1 pseudogene is annotated in these 1,006 nt (G+C 67.9%); it reads right to left on the bottom strand.

Annotation, left to right across the window (positions count from 1 at the left end):
* Positions 1 to 929: pseudogene (locus tag D7318_RS32330) on the bottom strand (IS5 family transposase); the annotation flags it as partial.
* Between the last annotated feature and the right edge of the window lie 77 nt (positions 930 to 1,006).

The following is a 1,006-nucleotide window of genomic DNA, read 5'->3' as shown; positions in this document are numbered from 1 at the left end:
CGGGGTCTTGTCGTAGCGGGTTGCGATGCCCCGCCATGCCTTCATCCTGTTGATCGCGCGTTCGACGGTGTTCCGTTCCTTGTAGAGCTCGGTGTCGTGGCTGACGGGCCTGCCACCCCTGCTGCCCTTCTTCTTCCGGTTGGCGGTCTGGTCCTTCTTCTCCGGGATCACCGCCTTGATGCGGCGTTTACGCAGGTAGGCGCGGTTACCGCGGGACGAGTAAGCCTTGTCTCCGGCAACCGCGTCGGGCCGGGTGCGGGGACGGCCGACAGGCCCGCGCACCCGCACCTTCTTCAGGACGGGGATGAACTGCGGGCTGTCCGCCGCCTGGCCCGCGGTCAGGAGGAGGGCCAGGGGGCGGCACTTCCGATCGGCGGTGAGGTGGACCTTGCTGGTCTGCCCGCCCCTGGAACGTCCCAGGAGGGCGGCCTTCAGCCGGAGTTTGCGCCGGCGCCGGATGCGTCGCCGCTCCTCCCGCCCGGCATCGATCTCGACGTCCTGTCCGTCTTGTTCTTCGAGGCTCCCCCTTTTGACCTGGCCTTCTCCGCCTCGGTCGCTGCCTTCTCCAGGGCGCCGAGGACGTCCTCGCCCAGGTGCATCCCGGCAGCGTCGTGGTGAGCACGCGCGGTGGTGGAGTCGACGCTGACCAGGGACAGATCCACCTCACCCCGTTTCGCGGCTTCCGCGATCAGGCCCTCCAGCAGGGCCTCGAAGACGCCCGCGTCACGCCACTGCCGGAAGCGGTTGTGGACGGTCGACCAGGCGCCGAACTCCTGCGGCATCTCCCGCCACTGCCCGCCGGTCTTGAACCGCCAGATCACACCCTCGAACTGCTGCCGCAGCCGCTCGGGGTACGGGCCGTACTCACCGATCGGCAGGTACGGCCCGATGAACTCCCACTCGTCGTCCGTCAGTTGCACTCGCGTCACGCAAGAAGATCTACCGGTCCAGGCCCCACCGTGAGGGAGAATCCCGCAGATTGATCACGACTCGATACGCTCCCTAG

It is taken from the genome of Streptomyces radicis, assembly GCF_003626575.1.
GTDB classification, from domain to species: Bacteria; Actinomycetota; Actinomycetes; order Streptomycetales; family Streptomycetaceae; genus Streptomyces; species Streptomyces radicis.
Note: the sequence above shows the minus strand (reverse complement) of the source record. Positions and strands in the feature narration are given on the sequence as shown.